Source organism: Pseudoduganella sp. S-14 (assembly GCF_049913285.1).
GTDB lineage: Bacteria > Pseudomonadota > Gammaproteobacteria > Burkholderiales > Burkholderiaceae_D > Rugamonas.
In genome coordinates, this window is sequence record NZ_CP183991.1 from 1,849,476 (window position 1) to 1,865,184 (window position 15,709).

Sequence of the window (15,709 nt, forward strand, 5' to 3'; positions counted from 1 at the left end):
TTATTTCCTCGATTTTTCGTAGAACTCTGCCTCGATAATCGACAGCACGCCGCGTGGCGCGCGATTGGCGCCGGTATCCGGCACGGCGTTCGCGTCGACTTCGATCAATTTCAGGGCGTCGCTGTCCACCGTGGGCCCGGTCAGTTCGATTTTTACGCTGGAGCCGTGGACCGGCCGCAATGGCAAGGTGACGTAGCCCAGGCTTTTCGGTGTGTCGCCGGCAAACACTTCTTGACCATCGACCGTGATGCGGATCGGGTAGCTGCGCTCGCGCCAGCCGGAAAGGCGCAGGCTGGCGGCGGTCAGCGTTGCAGGATTTTCCAGCTCATAAGCGATCCAGCGCTTGCCGGCTTCCTGGCTGCTGGTCCAGCCGGTGGTCTCGTCGTCGTCGATGGTCCTGGCGGCGGCCGCGTCGTTGCTGCCTGCCGTGGTGCTGGCCACGCGGACCGATACGCGCGACACCTTGAACGATGGACCGGCCGGCGTCGGGCCGCGTTCCAGGTAGGAGGGCAGGCCGTCAGCGGCGCTGCCGACAACCAGCCCGCCTTGCTGTGGAACCGCATGCGATTGCAGTGTGACGGCTGCTGGCTGCATTCCCTGGGCGCTGGCGCGCAGGGTGATGGCGCCGGGCCGGGTCGTGCTGCGCACCAGGACTCGGTTGACGCCGCCCTCGACGGGGAGGCTGGTCTTGAGGATGTAATTGTCCGGACCTTGCGCGATGCCGCCGCGCCATTCGGCCGGCCCTTCCAGCCTGAAGTCGACCATGTCCAGCGCGACCGGGTTGCGGCGGCCTTCGGCGTCGATGGCTTCCACTTCGAACAGGGCCATGTCTGCCCCGTCGGCGCGCATGCCGCCAAGACCGGTGACGGCCTTCAGGCGCAGCGCGACCGGCGCTCCGGCTGTGTGCAAAGTCGCCTCGGCGACCGGCCTGCCGTCGGTCGAGTAACCGATGGCTTTCAGCTCGCCCGCTTCGTAGGCCACGGAAGGGAAGGTATGCAGGAAGCCGGCGCTGCGCTGGCCCCTGCCAAGGGAGCGTCCGTTCAGCAGCAGTTCGACTTCCGCCGCGCTGGAGACGACCGTGACGTCCTTCTTTGTCGCAGGGGCGTAGTTCCAGTGACCGATGATATGGAGCCGCGGCTTCTCGACATCGACCCAGCCATCCCACATGACCTGGTGGGCAAAGTAGCCGTCCTTCGGAATGCGCATGGCGTCGACCTCGCCGCTGCGGCGGTAGTTCTCCGCGCCCCGATGATGGGTATTGGTGTCCGAGAACACGATATTCACGCCGCCGCTGTTGACGCGGCGCCCGGTGCCAGGACGTTCGGCGTAATAGTCGTACCAGCGCAGTACGTCCTCGATGGCGTGCGTGTCCTGGTTTCGGTTGTAGGCGCTGGCGTCTTTCCCTTTGTGCAGGGGACCGTCGCCATTCTTGTGGAAAGGCGGAGAAAAATCGTCCCAGTACTTGCGCAGCGCTTCGTCGCGCGAATACTCCATCGACCAGAAAGGCTGGCGCGCGCTCTTGTTCACGTAGAGCATTTCGCCGCCGTATTCGTTGAAGCGGCTGCCCAGCATGTCGCGGCTACCGGAAGCGCGGCCGCCGTGCGGATCGAACTGGTTGCGCAGCGCCTTCATCTCCTGCATATGCTCGTCCGAAACACCGCGGTTACCGGATTCATAGAAGACGATGCTGGGATTGTTGCGGTTGTAGATGATGGCGTCGCGCATGAGAGCGATGCGCTGTTCCCAGCGGCGCCCCGTCACGTCGGCTTCGGAATCGCCAGCCGGCATGGCCTGCATGATGCCGAGGCGGTCGAGCGATTCAACGTCCTGCTTCCACGGCGTGGTGTGCATCCAGCGCACCAGGTTGCCGTTGCCTTCGACGATCAGGCGGTTGCTGTAGTCGCTCAGCCAGGGCGGCACGGACATGCCCACCGCCGGCCATTCATTGGAGGTGCGCTGGGCGTATCCCTTGAGCTGGATTACGCGGTCGTTCAGCTTGACTACACCGAAGTCGAATTCGGTCTTGCGAAAGCCGGTGCGGGTGCGCACCGTGTCGACCGCCTTGCCGTTGACCTTGAGCGTCGTATCGACGTCGTACAGGTAGCCGTAGCCCCAGCTCCACAGGTTCAGTTGTTCGACACGACCTCCGGCGCTGACGGTGCCGGTAGCGCCGGCGGCAAGCGTCTGCACCGGGCCGTTGAAGCTGGCTACCTGCCTGCCGTCACGGTCGCGCACTTTCACCTCATAGGCGAAAGTGCGCGGCCGTCCCGTTTCATTGCGGACCTGTGATTCGGCGTGGATATTGGCCGTGCGCGCCGCGACGTTGATGCCCTTGGCATAGACATACACGCCAGTGGTGCCGAGCGACGAGTAGAGGGGCAAGGTCTGGTAAAGCTTGCCCGCCACGTGCAGGCGGACGTTCTTCGGGATGCCGCCGTAGTTGGCGTTGAAGTTCTTGTCCGACCACTGGAAGCGCTGGTTGCCGGCCTTCTCCCGGTAATCCCAGGCGTTGTCCGTGCGGACGGCGATCACATTGTCGCCAGGCCGGATGGCATCGCTGATGTCGACGCCAAACGCCATCACGCCATTTTCATGCAGGATCAACTGCTTGCCATTGACATACACCTCCGCCGCCTGCCGCACGCCTTCGAACTCGAGGAAGATCTTGCCGCCGGCAGATCCGGGCGGAAGGCGGAAAGACTTGCGGTACCAGGCGATGCCGGTGGAAAGGTCGGCGATGTCCTTCTTGAAGGCGTCATCCTCATTCCAGGCGCGCGGCAGCGTAACCGGCTTCCATGCCTGGTCGTCGAAGCCGGGCTGGCTGGCGCCGGCAGGGTCGCCCACCAGCAGGCGCCATCCGGGATTGAAGTCGTAGACGCTGCGCTGTGACGGCGCCGCCTGCGCGACAGCTGCCGCCACGCAGGCGGCCATCAGGGTAAGGTAGGGGAGTGTGCGGAATGTCATGGCTTGGCGGCGGCAATGGTGGAGAGCAGGGATTCCAATTCGGCCGCCCACGTGGCGTAGCCTTCGGTGGTCAGGTGCAGCTTGTCGCGGCTCAGGCCTTTCCAGTTGTCGCCTTCGGGCGTGAATTTCGATGCGAGGTCGAGGTAGAGCACATTGCGCCCGTCGGCCATTGGCACCAGAAGCTTGTTGGCGGCGGCCATCTTGTCGTTGGCGCGCGCATTGGGCAGGATGCTGCACAGGACTACTTTCACGCCGGGGAATTTGTCCTGGATCGCTGCAATCACGGCGCGCACACCGGCGGCAATGTCTTCCGGCGAATCGCCAACATTATTGGTGCCGATCATGAGCACGGCAATTTTCGGCTTCAGGAAGGACAGGTCGAAGTTCTGCAGGCGCCACAGCACGTGCTGGGTTTTGTCGGCGCCAAGGCCGAAGTCGAAGGCGCGGTCCTCGAAGCGCTGCTTCCAGACTGGTGCACCTGCGCCCCAGCGCCATTGCTCGGTGATCGAATCGCCGATGAAGAGCAGCTCCGCCGGCCGGCCCTTGCGCAGCGCCAGGTAGTCGGCGAAATAGCTCTGGTAAGGCACCCGCGCTTCGTAATTCTGGGAGCTCGCGACCGTGGTAGCCGGTCCGGCTGCCGCGTTGAGCGCCGCGATGGCGCTGGCCGGTGCGGCGAAGACGGTACCGTGGCGCATGCGCTGCAGCGTGCCCTCGTCCGGGAAATGCATGCGATCGCTGACGTCCTCCCAGTTGACCAGGTCGCGCGAGCGCATGCCGCCATAGCGTTTGGCCTGGTAGGCGTCGTAGTAGACCAGGTATTCGCCGTTGGCCTTGATGGCGGTTGGCCCTTCGACCCAGAGGCCGGGCGGGGTGAAGGGCTTGCCGAGCGTGCCGAAGGGGCCTTGCAGGTCGGGCGCATCGGCCAGTTGAAGGTATTTGTGGGCCGGGACACTGGTTTCATCCTTCACCAGCAGCAGGTTGCGGCCGTCCGCACGCAGGAAGGTCGCGTCGATCACGCTGAAACCGGGATCGTAGAACAACCGGGTGGGCGTAAAGGTGACGAAGTCCTTCGTAGTGGTGGCGTACATGCGGTGGTTGTACTTGCCTTCCGGCGAGGCTGCCGGCGCAGGGAACTTGCCCGGCACGGTGGAAGCCCAGAACAGCAGGAACTCGCTGCGCTTTGCGTCCCACACGATTTCCGGCGCCCAGGTATTCAGAACGCCGGGTTCGTGAGCCATCACCGGCAGCTCCTTCTGCGCCGACCAGTTGACCAGGTCTTTCGAAGAGGCGTAGCCGATATTGTTTTCGTTCCAGCCGCTGGTCCAGACCATGTGGTAAGTGCCGTCCGGACCGCGCACGATGCACGGGTCGCGCATCAGTTTTGCCTTGCCCACCTTCGGTGCCAGGTAGCTGCGCCCGAAGCCGACTTTCTCCCAACGGTAGCCGTCAGTACTGCTGGCGAAGTGCAGGCCGTCTTCTCCATTGCCGGTGAAATAGGCGAACAGCCAGGCGTCGCCGGCATTGGCATCGTCGCCAGGTGGCCGTTCTGTGGCCCGGTTCGGGCTGGCCGGGACGGCAAAGCGTTCGGGCGGCGCAGGATGGGCTGGGTCGATGACCGCGACATCGGAAGCGATATCGGTTTGCAGAGGAAGCCGGTTGTCGCGAATGCCCTTGATCACCAGCCTGGCCAGCTCGTAACTGCCGTAGTTATTGTGGTGGGTGTTGTCGATCTTGCCGGGAGCAGGGGAAGCAAAGGCCGCCTTCGAACCTTCAGGGCCGAGCGCTTCGTAAAACACCTTGCTCATCGCGTTCAGGTCGATGAAGGGCGTCTTCAGTTCCGTCGCGGACTGGCGCGCCGCCTCGGCATAGTCGGCGAGGGAAGGGACGATCTTGCCGCTGGCGTCGAAGTTGCGGCGTTCCATCGGCGAAATGATGACGGGCAGGCCGCCACGCTTACGGATGGCTTGCACGTACTCGCGGATCTCTTCCTTGTAGGTAGTGAAAGGAGCGCCCTTGCCATCCTTGATCTGCTTCTGGTCGTTGTGCCCGAACTGCATCAGCACCACGTCGCCCGGATGGAGCTGGCTCAGGACCTTGTCGAGCCGGCGCCGCGCCAGCGAATCGCGGTAGGTTTCGCCCGACTCGGCATAGTTGGCGACTGCGACGCTGCCCGGCTTGAAGAAGCGGGGCAACATCTGGCCCCAGCTGCTATACGGCTCCTGCGGCTGGTCGCTGACCGTCGAATCTCCAAGCAGGAAAACCGTGCGGCCGTTTGCCGGCTCGATATCCAGCGATTGCAGCGATGGGTTGTTGCCATTGAATTCAAGCGTCAGGCGGTTATCCCAGGCCCAGGCCTCCTGCACGGTCTCGCGCGGGACTTTCAACTGGACTTCGCCGGCGGCGACATCGTTTGCTGCGGCGATGGGGGGAGTGCGGATATTGACGGCGAAAGTCTTGACCTGAGACTGGCCGGGGGCCGTCTGCACGTTCTCCAGCATCAGGCGGCGCAGCTCGGCCTTGACCGTGGTGCTGGCGGCAGCGGCGCCGCCAAGCCTGACGGTGACCTTGTAGCTGCCTTCGGGCAGGTCGACCGAAAAGTAGAACGGCTTGCCGCCGCCGGGCGCCGCACCGGGTTCGAAGCCGTAGCCGCGCGCAGCGGTGTAGGCCATATCGGGAGTAACGGCAATGACAGCGGCGCTCCTGGCGGCAACGGGGGCGTCGCCGAAAGCGAAGTGCCGGGGCTGCGGCGCAGCGGCGCTTGCAGCCTGTGCGAACGTGCCGGCGGCAAGCAGGATGGTGGCAGCAAGGCGTGGCGCGGGCATCATTTCCTCCCCGCCGCGATGCTGACGGACCCCGCTGCGATGCCCGGAGCGGAAGCCCGCAGCGTGATGGCACCGTTGGCGGCGCTGGCTTTCACTACCGCCAGGCAGCGGCCAAACTGCGGTTTGCACTGGTTGGACTGGTAGGAATCGTGGCTCGTGTTATCGCCATTATCGACGGCAGCCAACATGCCGGGACCGTCAATGCTGAAGGTGATGGCGGCCGTGGCATTCGGATGGGGGACGCCTTTGGCATCGACAACCTGCGCCCAGACGAAGGCCGCGTCGTCGAAACCGTCGCCCAACGCGCTGCGGCTGGTGGTGAGCTCGATGCGCGTAGGCGCGCCGGCGGTCTGCAGCTCGTCCGAGGCAACTTCCTTGCCGCCGTTCCGCGCCACGGCGCGCAGTTTGCCGGGGGCGAAGGTGACGTCCCACTGGCGCGGGGAATCGTTCTTCGGTTTGGCTTTCACGCCCAGCGAAGCGTCGTTGAGGAACAGTTCGACCTCCTCGGCATTGCTGTAGACCTGGACCTTGGCATCGTCGTAGGTATGGATGTCGGTCGGGGTCCAGTCAGCGCGCAGCGGCCCGACGCCGCTGTTATCCTGGCTGCGCACAATATGCACCACCGGCTTGCCGGACCACCAGCTGCGGCGCTGCAGGCCGCGCGGCTTCCAGTTGCCTGCGCGGTCGAACAGGCCCTGGTCGTAGGTCGTCATCGGCCAATCGGCTTCGCCCAGGTAGTCGAAGCCGACCCACAGGAACTGGCCTGCCATGAAAGGATTGTCGCGCAACGCCAGCCAGGCCGAAAGCGCATGGTTGTTTTCGGTGCCGATCACCTTGCGCGCCGGCTTGGCCTTGTGCGCCGCCACCAGTTCGTTCTCGCGATAGTTCTGACCGACGATATCCATCATGTCGGCAAAGCCGTTCTCATACACCTTGGAGAGGCCGGGGCGGAACAACGCTATGGTGACGGGGCGGGTCGGGTCCAGCTGGTGCACCAGGTCCTGCTGTTGCTTGTATTTGCGGAAGCCTTCCGGATTGTCCAGGTTGTCGTGGATCTCGTTGCCCACGCTGTACAGGATGATGCTCGGGTGGTTGCGGTCGCGCAGGACCATGGCGCGCGTATCGGCTTCCCACCAGTCGGTGAAGAAGCGGTTGTAGCCTTGCTCGCCGTTGTGCTTTGCCTCGTTCCAGGTGTCGAAGGTCTCGTCCATGACCAGGAAGCCCATCTGGTCGGCCAGGTCCAGGAATTCCGGCGCCACGGGATTGTGCGAAGTGCGGATGGCGTTGACGCCCGCCTCGCGCAGCAGCTCGAAACGGCGCCGCCACGCATCCAGCGGCACGGCAGCGCCCAGAGCGCCGGCATCATGGTGCAGGCAAACGCCTTTGATTTTGAGGTTGACGCCGTTCAGCCAGAATCCGGTATCGGCATCGAACCTGAAATCGCGGATGCCAAAGGTGCTGGTGTGCTGGTCCAGCACCGTGCCGCCATTGCGCAGCGTGGCCACGGCGCGGTACAGCTTTGGCGATTCGAGCGACCAGCGCTGCGGCGCGGCCACTGGGAGGTCCAGTGCGATGTCGGCGGAGGCGCCGGCAGCGATTTGCCGGCGCACCTCGCCGTCCTGCACCGCCTTGCCATCGGGGTCGTAGATGGTTACCTGCAGCGTGTATTCGCCGGCGGCGCTGCCGGTGTTCCGGACGTCGGAACGCAGACCGAGCGTCGCGCCGGCGGCACTGATTTCAGGCGTGGTGACATACACGCCGCCGTCGCCGAATTGCACGGCCTCGGTGCTGACCAGCCGTACGTGCCGGTATATGCCGGCGCCAATGTAGTAGCGCGAGGCCGGCTGGGCGGAGTTGTCGGCACGTACGGCGATGGTGTTGGACTGGCCTTTGCCGAACCTGAGGTGGGGCGTCAGGTCGTAGCTAAAGCTGCTATAGCCGTAAGGACGCTTTCCAAGCAGTTTGCCGTTGATCCAGACTTCGCTGTTGGACATGACGCCATCGAATTCGATGCGCACGCGGCGCTTAGCTTCCGATTGGGGGAGCGTGAATGTCTTGCGGTACCAGCCGACGCCGGCGGGCAGGTAGCCGCCGCCACGGCCGCTGGGATTGGCCTGGTCGTACGGACCTTCGATGCTCCAGTCATGCGGCACAGCCAGGGTGCGCCATTTGCCGTCGTTGAAGGCCTGCTTCTCCGCCCCTTTGGCGTCCGCCTTCAGGAAACGCCAGCCGGCGTCGAAGTTGACGGTGGAACGGCCGTCGGCCAGGGCGTGGCCGGAAAGCGCAGCTGCCAGCAGCGCTGCAAGTAATCTGGTCTTCATGTCTCGTTGGCTTGTTATGATTTGGTTGGAAGCTGTGCGCCAGCGAGCGCCAGGTTCTGGATAGCCGCGAGGCCCCATTGCGCGGTGTCGTTGGTGGTCATCCATGGCACTTCGCTGACCGGCACCAGCACGTCGGGACCCTTGATCGTGGTGCAGCGCAGCGCTGGCGTGCGGCCGCTGAAGAACTCCTGCCACGCCCTGCGCGCAAGTTCCGCATCGTTGCGGCGCCAGGCCGCGTAGGCAGTCAGGCGCGAATGGCCGACCCGCAAGGCATTGGTGCCGCCATGCGGCCCGCCAAGTTCGCGTTGCTGCTCCGCAGGATTTGCGTTGTAGAGGGCGCAGTAGCGCAGCCACGCTTGCTCGAAGCGCGGCTGGTCGAGCATTGCAATCAGTTCGGCGAAGATTTCCGGCGCGCCGAAGGCGACGTTCAGGTGGCTGGCGGTGACTTTGCCGCCCTGGGTGTTGTGCAGATGGCCGCTGCTGCGGTCGTAGCCCATGGCATTGGCGCTGAAAAAGCCTTGCGGCATGGCGGCGATGTCGCGCATCCCGGCCAGCAGCATGTCGCGCCAGCGCTTGTCGCCGGTGCGCTCCCATTCCACCAGCCAGGTGCCGGCCAGCGAGCTCCAGTCGGTGCCGAAACTGGCGCGCGCCGTGTACGGTCCTTGCAGCGCGCCGGCGCGTTTGCGCAGCGGGTCGACGGCGGCCAGGCTGGCGTCGGCATCCAGCAGTTCCCGCATGATGTCGCCGATGCGTTCGTCGGCTGTCAGGTAGTAATAGTAGCGGCGGTACAGGGCCTGGCTGATGCGCAGCTGCTTGGCGCTGCAGCCCCAGTGCTGCACGTTGTGGCGCGAGCCTAGGCCGGCGAAGCGGCCCAGATGGTAGGTGTCCACTTCGCTGGTGTGGCGCGCCATGGCTTCGGCCAGGCGGAAGATATCGGCTCGGCCGGTGCGAAGGAATGAGTACCAGAGCCACAGGTCGGGCGACAGTTCGGAATTGTCCCAGGCGTAGCCGCCGACGTCGTAGCGCCAGGTGTGGCGGTCGGCGTCGTAGGTGTGCATGACGTCGCCGTAGTCCCAGAAGCCGTACCAGTGGCGCTGTTCGACCTCGTTGCGGTAGAAGTCGAAGCGCTTGTCCAGCTCATTTTCGAGCTCCGCGCGGGCGGGGGAGGAGCGGTCGGGCAGGTCCCACATCGGGCCAAACACGCCGGTCGCCAGGTAGCGGGCGGGCGAGACCACCAGTTGCGGAGGCGTTTGCGCGGCGGCGGCCATGCGCACCATCTGCTCGCGCTGCGGCGTCGCGGCCAGCGCCCACAGCGTGATCTCGCTGCTGCGTGCCACGCCGACCGGAGTGCCGAAGCCTTTTTCGTAATCCTCGTAAGTGATCTCCAGGCCTTCCAGTTCCTGCTCGTGGGTTTCCATGCCCATGCCGTCGTGATAGAAGCGCAGGTCCATGGCCGGGGCGTCGGGAGACCACATCCACATCGTCACTTCGACTTTTTCCGTGTGGGCGCTGCGGATGTCGAGCTGGGTGGGGTGACGCTGCCAGAAGTCGCGCAGGCCGAATACGACGCCGCCGCTGGCGCCGCCGACGTAGCCGCAACCGGCGGCGCGACGGCCCCACGCGGCGTTGATCCAGCCGTGGCCAGGCTTGGTGCGCTTGCGGATCTGGAAACCGTCTGCCGACAGTTGCGACAGCGTGTAGTCACCCCAGGCAGGGATCAGTTGCATGCGTTCGCTGACCTGCTTGTTCATTTGCCCGAGCGGCGGCACGGGCAGGCCGGCTACCTGGGCCTGGCGGAACGCGGCGCCGGGATCGCGGCGCAAGCCGGTCAGGCCGCGCACGCCTTCGCCCCACAGGCCGCCGTCCTCGCCGCTGAAGCGCACGTGCCGGTCGTGCAGGGCGTCCCGCATGGGTACCTCGAAACGAAGTCCAATGCCGCGCAGGAAGTCCTTGTTTTCGTCGCCGTCGAACACGAAGGTGTGCATGATGCGGATGGATTCGGCGCCAGCGTAGAAGTACAGGCGCACGGTGAAGGGCAGCCAGGCGCGGTTGGCGCTGCGGTGGCGGCCTTCGATCTTCGCGACCGTGCGCAGGGGGCCGCGCTGTTCGATGGTGGTGCGTTCGATGGCGCTGGAGAACTGCTGCTGCCGGGTGGAGCCGTTGCCGGCGTCGGGCTGGTCGTCGCAGAGCGCCACCAGGCGGCACGCCTGCGCGATGGACCTGCCGTCGCGCGTGATGCTGCGGATCAGTTGCTCGCCCCTGCGCGGCAGCACGCAGCGGATGATGCCGGTGTCGATCGTGAACGCGTCCTGCGCTTCCTGCACCACGATGGCGGCGGCAGGACGGGAAGCGGGCTTGCCGGGCCGGACGCTCAGGGAGCCGCCGACGAGGAGGGAGGGCTCGGCCGGCATCGCATGGGCGGTCCACTTCAGCGAGCCGTCGGGCCAATAGGCGAGCGGCCAGCTTTGCATGGGGTGTTCACCGGCAGCGCTGGCGAGGACGAAGGTCTGCTGTTGTTTCTGTTGGCCGCGCGGCCACGGAACGGTAAAGGTCGTGCCAAGCGACAGCGCTGGAGCGGCGCCTTCGAGCCAGCGCAGGGGGACGTCGGGTTCCGAGGCAGCGGCAAGTGCCGCGGCATTCGCGGCCGTGTCGGAACTGTGCGCCGCCCCGCCGGCCCCGCTGGCATCGCCCGCACCGGCAGGGCCGGCGATGCCGGCCAGCGAAGCGAGCGCGGAGGCCTGGATAAACTGTCGTCGTGTCAGCTGCGCCATGTCATTGACCGCCCTTGTACGAGACCTTCAACGGCGACTTGATGCGCGCGGTCTCGGCGGCGATATGGCGATCCCAGTCAGCCTTGCTGGCGAACGGGCTGCCGCGCGACCATGCCGCGCCGGCGTAATAGCGCAAAGGCTTGCCTGAAACGACAGGCGCGGTGACCAGTTCATTCAGGTCGTCCTGCGCGTAACCCTCGGCGGACGGCAGGATGACGGCCACGCCAAACGCACCATTGCTTTTCTGCTCGACCCACTGGCTTAGCGAGCCTGGGGCGCGTCCCGTCGTCACGACGGCTTCCTGTCCCTTGTCGGCTGGATTACGGTTCAGCCCCAGGGCCGCTGTCAGCGAAGGAGCACCGTTGAAGGTGAAGGTGCTTTCAACCTGGTCAAAATAATGTCCCGCGTCGACGGTGAAGCGTTTTACTTCCGAGACCTTGACGCCGGCGGCATCCCAGCTGTCGTAGGACAGTTCGAAGACAGCCCGTACCGGCCCATTGGCAAGTACCTTCCATTTCGCATAATTGCGCGCGGTGGACAGTGTCTTGCCATCCCAGATCCCGGTACCGCCGGCCCCGCGCGAGCGGCCGACGTTGTACATGTCCATGCCTTCGCCTTCGTCATGGTGATAATGGTCGTGCCCCTTGTTGTACCAGCGGTCGACGATCGGGTATTCCACGCGTTTGAACCAGATATCGAGACCGCTCGTGACCAGCACTTCCTTGCCGCTGCCCGGTTCTGCCGGCGCGCCCAGCGCTGGCCCGTAGGTGCGGTGCGCCACCTTGTCGTTCTCCCACGCGAAGTCGTCCAGGCGTTCCGGCACGTAGCGCGCAAACACCTTGGAAGGGAACGGGGGCGACACGGCGCCGCTTTTCTCGACGGTGAAGGTAGCGCTACGCTCACCAGCCGCGAAGTCGTGCTGGAAGATCAGCTCACCGTAGGCGATGCCTTTGCCCTCGGGATCTTTCGCTTCCGGCAGAACGTTGGTCACCTGGTAGGGCAAGGCCTTGCCCGACGCATCACGCACCGTGATCTTCTGCAGCAATGCCCCGGGCAGGGCGCGATTGACTTCTGCCCATGGCACAGCGATCGTCTCGGAGGGGCGCGCCTGCGCCAGTTCATGGCTGGCAGTGATGGTGAGGCGTTCGGCGGCATGCGCGCTGCCGGCAGCGGCGAGAATAAGGAACAGTGCTTTGGCGCGCATGGTAGGCTGTGTTAAGGTTGATGTGATCACAATAGTGTTCCGAGTATTGGATTTCGCGCAGGGAGTGTCAACGGAGCAGGGCATAGTAATCATGTAAATGATCAGATACACGCTGAGGGAGAATTGCATGGCCGACCAAACCAACCTTGCAGCGCAAGCAGTGGAGTACTGGACCGACGCCTGGCAGCGTTCGATCCTCTTCATGGACGTGCTGTATCGCCGCGGGACCGAGCGCAATGCGCGCGAACGCGAGACCGCGCCGCATGTGCTCAATTTCGAATTCGAGACCGTTATCGATGGCCGTACGCTTCCGCGGCCGGTGAATTATTCGCTGATGCGGATCATCCCGCCTGAGGGCGTGGAGATCGACGAGAGCAAGCGACCCTTCATCGTCGTTGATCCGCGCGCAGGGCATGGCCCGGGCATCGGCGGAATGAAGCAGGACAGCGAAATCGGCGTCGTCCTGAAGGCGGGCAATCCCTGCTATTTCATCGGCTTCCTGCCGGCGCCCGTGCCGGGGCAGACCATCGAGGACGTCTGCCATGCGGAAGCGCAGTTCATCGAGCAGGTGGCCTACCTGCATCCGCAGGCGGAAGGCAAGCCGGCCCTGATCGGCAACTGCCAGGCCGGCTGGCAGATCATGATGACTGCGGCGTTGCATCCCGAGCTGGCTGGGCCTCTGGTGCTGGCTGGCGCGCCCTTGTCTTACTGGGCCGGCGTGCGCGGCAAGAATCCCTTGCGCTACCTGGGCGGCCTGACCGGCGGCACCTGGATGACGTCCCTGGCGGGCGACCTTGGCAACGGCAAGTTCGATGGCGCCCACCTGGTCAGCAACTTCGAAAACATGAACCCTTCCAATACCTACTGGAAGAAGGGCTACCACGTGTATGCCAATGTGGACACCGAGGAGAAGCGCTTCCTCGAGTTCGAGCGCTGGTGGGGCAATCCGGTGCTGCTGAACGCGGAGGAAATCCAGTTCATCACCGATAACCTGTTCGTCGGCAACCGCCTGAGCAACGGCACCATCCACGACACGGCCGGGCGCCGCATCGACCTGCGCAATATCCGTTCGCCGATTGTGGTGTTCTGCTCCTGGGGCGACGACATCACGCCGCCGCAGCAGGCGCTGGGCTGGCTGCTTGACCTGTATGAAGACGATGCGGCGCTGGTGGCTGGCGGGCAGACCGTGGTGTACACATTGCACGAATCGATCGGGCACCTTGGCATCTTCGTGTCGGCTTCCGTCGCCAACAAGGAGCACGATGAATTCGCGCGCTCGATGGACTTGATCGACGTGCTGCCGCCGGGGCTTTACGAAGCGGTCTTTATCGACAAGGCCGGTGACGGCGTGCACAGCCCCGAGCTGGCAGCGGGTAATTACGTTGTACGCTTTGAAAGGCGCGACTTGAACGAATTGCGCGCGCTGGGCGGCAACGACGATGAAGATGAACGCCGCTTTGCCGCGGTGGCGCGGCTGTCAGAAATCAACCAGGGGCTGTATCGCACTTTCGTCAGCCCGTTCGTGCAGGCCGCAACCAATGAGCAGTCGGCAGAGTGGATGCGGCGCATGCATCCCTACCGCATGCGCTACGAGCTGTTCTCAGACATGAATCCTTTCCTGGGCGGGATCAGCGCCCTGGCCGAGCAAGTGCGCGGGCAGCGCAAGCCCGTTGCGCAGGATAACTTCTTCCTGAGGATGCAGGAGGCGGCTTCCGAGCAGATCGTGGCGGCGTTGGATCAGTACCAGGTGATGCGCGACCAGTCGGTGGAGCAGTTCTTCCTGTCCACGTATGGCCAGCCGCTGCTGCAGACGCTACTGGGCTTGCGCGCCGATTCGGCCAATATCCGCCGCCGCATCGGGCGCGATATTGCGCGCGAGTCGGTGGTGGCCGCGCGCCGCACCGAAGCGGCCAAGCGCCTGGCCAGTGGCGGCGAAAGGGAGGCGGTGGTACGGTCGATCCTGTATATCGCCCGTAGTCCCGAAGTGCGCGTGGCCGACGAACGGGCCTTTGGCGTGCTGCGTGAACTGCGCACACTGCTGCCGGCGAAGGAGCGCGTATCGCTGGCCCGCTTCAAGGAAGTGGTGCAGGAACAGAACATGATCCTGCAACTGGATGAAGAGCGCGCCATGTCGGCGGTGCCAAAGCTGCTGGCCGACGTCGACCGCAAGCGCGCGCTGGAAGGCATCCGCCAGATCATGACCGCCTCCGGCGCCCTGTCAGGCGAAGCGGCCCGCCGCATGTCCCGCGTCGAAGAACTCTTCGCTTGAAAGTCGGGGTCAGGTCTGGCAATCCGCCAAAATGGCGGATTGCCAGACCTGACCCCGACTTTCGCTATAATATGCGGCCCTTCTTGTTGACCTTTGCATTATGACCACCCCGATCGCCCCCAAGCCTTCCCGCCGCCTGTCCGTGGCGCCGATGATGGATTGGACCGACCGCCATTGCCGCCATTTCCATCGCCTGATCTCGCAGTACACCTGGCTGTACACGGAGATGGTGACGACCGGGGCATTGGTGTACGGCGATGTGGAGCGCCACCTGCGCTTCAATGAGGAGGAGCATCCGGTGGCGCTGCAGCTTGGCGGCTCCGATCCGAAGGATCTTGCCATTTCCGCCAAACTGGGCGAGAAGTGGGGTTACGATGAAATCAACCTGAATTGCGGCTGCCCGTCGCCGCGGGTGCAGAAGGGCGCTTTCGGCGCTTGCCTGATGACCGAGCCGCAGCTGGTACGCGATTGCGTCAAGGCGATGAAGGATGCGGTCGATATCGAGGTCACCGTCAAGCACCGCATTGGCATCGACCATGAGGAAAGCTACGACTTCGTGCGCGATTTCGTCGGTACCGTGGCGGAAGCCGGCTGCACGACCTTCGTGGTGCATGCGCGTAACGCTATCCTGAAGGGCTTGTCGCCCAAGGAAAACCGCGAGATTCCGCCGCTGAAGTACGAATACGCTTACCAGCTCAAAAAAGACTTCCCCCAGTTCGAGATCCTGATCAACGGCGGCATCAAGACCCTCGAAGAAATCGATACCCACCTGCAGCACGTGGATGGCGTGATGCTGGGCCGCGAGGCTTACCATAACCCTTATCTGATGGCTGCCTTCGACCAGCGCTACTACGGGGCGAGCGAGCCTCCGCGCAGCCGCCAGCAGGTGCTCGAGGCGATGATCCCGTATATCGAGGAACAGCTTGCGAAAGAGGGCGGCAAGGGCTTGAAGATCAACACCATCACCCGTCATATGCTGGGCCTGGCCCAGGGTTTGCAGGGCGCGCGCCAGTATCGCCAGACCTTGTCCGATGCCAGCAAACTCGCGGCAGGCGATCCGGCAATCCTGCTCGACGCTTTCAGTCGAACCAAGTAAACGCGAGTTGTCCTGCGCATTCACTTCCGATTTGCGCTGCTGCTGAGCTGTTTCTCCGAAGGAAGTTCAATTGCCAACAGGGTAAGCAAAATTTGCTTGCCCTGTGGAAACCTCACGTCTATAATTTCCTTGATACACACTTGCAATTTGCGGTTCCTACCGCGTTTTTGGGATGAAATACGACAGGTTTCATCCCGCGGCGATAGCGGTCTTTGCATTCGCAGTCATAGTTTGCTACTGTCGATACTTGCGTAGCAGCAAG

At 64.2% G+C, this 15,709-nt stretch carries 7 protein-coding genes; 2 read left to right on the top strand and 5 right to left on the bottom strand.

Features of this window, described 5'->3' with window-relative positions:
• From ACN9MZ_RS08435 to ACN9MZ_RS08455, 5 genes are read right to left on the bottom strand one after another with little or no spacing between them, the layout of a single operon-like run.
• Positions 1-2,964, bottom strand: coding sequence for a DUF4982 domain-containing protein (locus ACN9MZ_RS08435; protein ID WP_426341739.1), 2,964 nt, complete (start codon positions 2,962-2,964; stop codon positions 1-3).
• The gene (locus ACN9MZ_RS08440; RefSeq protein ID WP_426341740.1) at positions 2,961-5,789 is read right to left on the bottom strand and encodes a GDSL-type esterase/lipase family protein; all 2,829 of its coding nucleotides are present in this window, start codon (positions 5,787-5,789) and stop codon (positions 2,961-2,963) included. Before ACN9MZ_RS08440 ends, ACN9MZ_RS08435 begins: the two co-directional genes overlap by 4 nt.
• Positions 5,786-8,107 (bottom strand): glycoside hydrolase family 2 TIM barrel-domain containing protein, encoded by a 2,322-nt coding sequence (locus tag ACN9MZ_RS08445; protein ID WP_426341741.1) that lies wholly within the window; start codon positions 8,105-8,107, stop codon positions 5,786-5,788. Before ACN9MZ_RS08445 ends, ACN9MZ_RS08440 begins: the two co-directional genes overlap by 4 nt.
• A 14-nt stretch (positions 8,108-8,121) precedes the next feature.
• Entirely contained in the window at positions 8,122-10,878 is a 2,757-nt protein-coding gene (locus ACN9MZ_RS08450; protein ID WP_426341742.1) for a Tat pathway signal sequence domain protein, read from the bottom strand.
• Between the two features lies 1 nt (position 10,879).
• Positions 10,880-12,082 (bottom strand): DUF4861 domain-containing protein, encoded by a 1,203-nt coding sequence (locus tag ACN9MZ_RS08455; RefSeq protein ID WP_426341743.1) that lies wholly within the window; start codon positions 12,080-12,082, stop codon positions 10,880-10,882.
• A gap of 127 nt (positions 12,083-12,209) precedes the next feature.
• Here ACN9MZ_RS08455 and ACN9MZ_RS08460 point away from each other — a divergent pair, with 127 nt between their 5' ends.
• Positions 12,210-14,351: a DUF3141 domain-containing protein gene (locus tag ACN9MZ_RS08460; RefSeq protein WP_426169899.1), complete on the top strand. Its 2,142-nt coding sequence runs from the start codon at positions 12,210-12,212 to the stop codon at positions 14,349-14,351.
• A gap of 100 nt (positions 14,352-14,451) precedes the next feature.
• Positions 14,452-15,447, top strand: coding sequence for a tRNA dihydrouridine(20/20a) synthase DusA (dusA, locus tag ACN9MZ_RS08465; RefSeq protein ID WP_426341744.1), 996 nt, complete (start codon positions 14,452-14,454; stop codon positions 15,445-15,447).
• The last annotated feature ends 262 nt before the right edge of the window (positions 15,448-15,709 follow it).